This window comes from Bacillus sp. LR--39, assembly GCF_053613335.1.
The window spans coordinates 1-3,195 of sequence record NZ_JBSIOT010000019.1; the positions used below are offsets into that span (position 1 = coordinate 1).

A 3,195-nucleotide genomic window follows, 5' to 3' on the forward strand; every position below is an offset into this window, starting at 1 on the left:
TCTCCCACCTGCTTGATAAATCGTTTCGTCCGTTCGTTTTTCGGATGGTCAAACAGTTCTTTTGGCGTTCCCTGCTCGATAATATGGCCGTCTGCCATAAAAATCACTTTATCAGCGACCTCTTTTGCAAACGCCATTTCGTGTGTAACAATGATCATCGTTGTTTGCTTTTCCGCAATGGACTTGATGACCTGAAGCACCCCTGTGACGAGCTCAGGGTCAAGCGCTGACGTTGGTTCATCCAGCAAAATCGCGTGCGGATTGACCGCAAGCGCCCGCGCGATGCCGATTCGCTGCTGCTGGCCGCCGGACATTGTGATCGGATAGCTGTCAGCCTTATGCTCCAGACCGACTTGTTTCAGAATCTCCATTCCAATACGTTTCGCTTCGTCGCGTGGTTTATGTTGAGCCACGATTAAAGCTTCTGTAATGTTTTGCAGAGCCGTTTTATTTTTAAACAGATTGTAGTTTTGAAAGACCATGGCCGTTTGCTGGCGAAGCCGATGTGCTTCCTTGCGTGTAAACTTTTCCGCGTTCAGTTTGGCTTCTCCGATTTCAATAAGGCCTTGATCCGGACGCTCTAATAGATTTAAGCACCGGAGAAGCGTTGATTTTCCGGAACCGGACGGACCGATGATTGCCACCACTTCTCCGCGTTTCACTTCTAGATCGATTCCGTCGAGCACGACGAGATCTTTAAACGCTTTGCGAATATTTTTTACTGTTATCAACTGATTTCACCTCTAAGTCCGGTATGGCTTGCTCATGGCACGTTCAAACAAGTCCTGCAACATGCTGTAGATCATGGTAAGAACCCAATAGACGATCGCAACCGCCAAGTACGTCTCAAAATATTTGAGGTTTCCTGAAGCGTACATCTTCCCTTGGGCGAACATCTCCATGACCCCTAATGTAAAGGCCAGTGACGTTTCTTTCAGGAGCCCGATAAATGTATTACCCGTTGCCGGAATCGCATTTCGAATCGCTTGCGGCAAAATAATCCGTCTGTATGCCTGAAATTTTGTCATACCGACAGACAGGCACGCCTCCAGCTGCCCGTCATCAACAGAATTGAGGGCGGCCCGGAAGATTTCTGCCAAATATGCTGCATTTTTTAAGCTTAACCCGATGATGGCAGCTGTGAGAGCTGTCATTTTGCTCATCTCTGGAAACAGCTGCGGCAGCCCGTAATAGATTAAGAATAGCTGCACCAGTGTCGGCACGCCTCGAAAAAAGGATATATACAGCTTTGACAGCTGATGAAGCACTGGAATTTTGTTCTTTGTAATGAGTGCGAGAATAAGTCCTCCGATAATGGCAAAAATCATAGCCGCTATGGCCATAAACAACGTGATCGGAAGGGCCTGAATTAAAGTCGGGAACGCTGATATCATGAATTCCCAATCAATCGTGTTCATTCTGGTGAGTCACCGCCGTTTCTTAATGCTTCTGTTCTACTGTGATATCTTCATTAAAGTATTTTTCAGAGAGTTTTTTCAGTGTTCCGTCTTTACGCAATTCATCTAGCGCCTTATTGACTTTTTTGCGGAGCTTGTCGTGCGCATCGTCCTTGGCAAATGGGAATGCAACCTGTTCGTAAACAATCGGATCTCCCGCAAGCTTTAATGGCAAACCGGTCTTCTTGATTTGCGCGATCAATACAGTTCGGCTGTTGACATAAGCGTCTACCCGGCCGTACGCAACATCCTTCAGCGTACCCTCTTGTGTTTCGTACGTTTTGATATTGATTTTTTTATCAGGATCTTTGCTTTCAAGGTTTTTCGCGTGGTTTGAACCGAGAACGGCTGCTACTGTCTTGCCTTTTAAATCGTCTACTGATTTGATGTCTGTATTGTCTTTTTTGACGACAATCTGTGTTCCCGCATAAGCGTATGGTTTCGTAAAGTTATACGTTTCCTTACGTTCGTCTGTCACAGCTACCTGGTTGGAAATGGTGTCAAGCTTGCCTGTTTGAAGCTCTCCCATCAGCCCGCTGAATTCAAGCAGCTTCCAGTCCAGTTTCATGTCAATTTTCTTAGCGACCGCTTCCATCACTTCAACGTCAAAGCCTGTCAGCTTTCCGTTTTCTTTATAAGCAAATGGGTAACTTTGTCCTGTCGCACCGACATGAAGCACATTGTCATCCTCTTTACTGCTGCTATTTCCATTGCCGCAAGCTGAGAGCACCGCTAATAATGCAGCAACGACCAGCACTGTCCATTTTTTCATCTTCATTTGATTTTCCCGCCTTTTCTATTTTTATAGATCATGTCGCAATTGTTTTTTCATATAGACTGTGATATGCCCTTTTCCAAGGTCTTGTTCACCTGAGCGGACATATCCTTTTCGTTCGTACATCTCAATCAGCCACGGATGCTTATCCGCTGTTCCGAGTGAGACAAACGGAACCTTTAACGTATCGCGAAGGATTGTTTCCTCCAGCCATTGAAGCAGCTTTGTTCCGATTCCTTTTTTTCCGGTGTCGGGGTCCACAGCAAACCACCAGATATGCGGAACGCCATACGGTCCCGGCTGTTTTCCCCAAGGCATTCTCAAGGTGATGGTCGCGATGATCCGCCCGTCTTCTTCCATGACGTAGCAAGCGTTTTTTCGAATATTTTGCAGCACCAAATCTAAATCCGCATGAGCGGCGGCAAAACGAATGCCGAGCTTTCGAATCGGTTCATAAGCCCGCAATGTCAGCGCGAGAAGCTGTTCGGCATCACGTTCAACTGCAAGGCGATATTGTGGCTTCATCTAGCGTTCCTCCTTACTTTGCATAGCGGTTTACCGGCTTTTCCAAACCGAAGTGCTCTCGTAATGTTGTGCCTTCATATTCTTTTCTGAACACGCCGCGCTCCTGTAAAATCGGAACCACTTGATCAACAAACACTTCAATTCCTTCTGGAAGAAGCGGAGGCATGATGTTAAACCCGTCACACGCTTTCGTATCCACCCATTCCTGCATTTTGTCGGCGAGCTGCTCCGGCGTGCCGACGAAGATATGGTGGCCTCTGGAGCCTGCAACGTATTTGTAAAGCTCTCGTATCGTCATATTGTCACGTTCAGCCATCTCCTGAACAAGCTTGAAGCGGCTCTTCACCGCATTGGAAGCTTCGGCGTCAAGCTTCGGCAGCGGCCCATCAAGCGGATATGCCGACAAATCAATTCCGCCCAAGTAATTTTGGAGAATTT

Annotated in this window: 4 protein-coding genes and 1 pseudogene; all 5 read right to left on the bottom strand. The window is 46.9% G+C overall.

Annotated elements, in window-relative coordinates; translation table 11 throughout:
* Window positions 1–731, bottom strand: a 731-nt coding sequence (locus ACWHAR_RS19565) for an amino acid ABC transporter ATP-binding protein (RefSeq protein WP_452087582.1), incomplete at its 3' end; no start/stop codon positions are given.
* A 12-nt stretch (window positions 732–743) separates the two neighbouring features.
* A complete protein-coding gene (locus tag ACWHAR_RS19570) occupies window positions 744–1,418 on the bottom strand; it encodes an amino acid ABC transporter permease (RefSeq protein ID WP_003227111.1) in 675 nt (224 codons plus the stop codon).
* Window positions 1,419–1,440: 22 nt separating this feature from the next.
* The gene (locus ACWHAR_RS19575; protein ID WP_003227109.1) at window positions 1,441–2,235 is read right to left on the bottom strand and encodes an amino acid ABC transporter substrate-binding protein; all 795 of its coding nucleotides are present in this window, start codon (window positions 2,233–2,235) and stop codon (window positions 1,441–1,443) included.
* Window positions 2,236–2,259: 24 nt separating this feature from the next.
* Window positions 2,260–2,757 carry a sulfur-containing aminoacid acetyltransferase SnaB gene (gene snaB, locus ACWHAR_RS19580; protein WP_014478464.1) on the bottom strand — a complete coding sequence of 166 codons (498 nt, stop codon included), beginning with the start codon at window positions 2,755–2,757 and terminating at the stop codon, window positions 2,260–2,262.
* A 13-nt stretch (window positions 2,758–2,770) separates the two neighbouring features.
* Window positions 2,771–3,195, bottom strand: a pseudogene (locus ACWHAR_RS19585) (nitrilotriacetate monooxygenase); the annotation flags it as partial.

Coding starts and splice junctions, on each gene's coding strand:
- ACWHAR_RS19570 (WP_003227111.1), bottom strand. CDS start 1,418: ATGAACACGATTGATTGGGAATTCATGATATCAGCGTTCCCGACTTTA.
- ACWHAR_RS19575 (WP_003227109.1), bottom strand. CDS start 2,235: ATGAAGATGAAAAAATGGACAGTGCTGGTCGTTGCTGCATTATTAGCG.
- snaB (WP_014478464.1), bottom strand. CDS start 2,757: ATGAAGCCACAATATCGCCTTGCAGTTGAACGTGATGCCGAACAGCTT.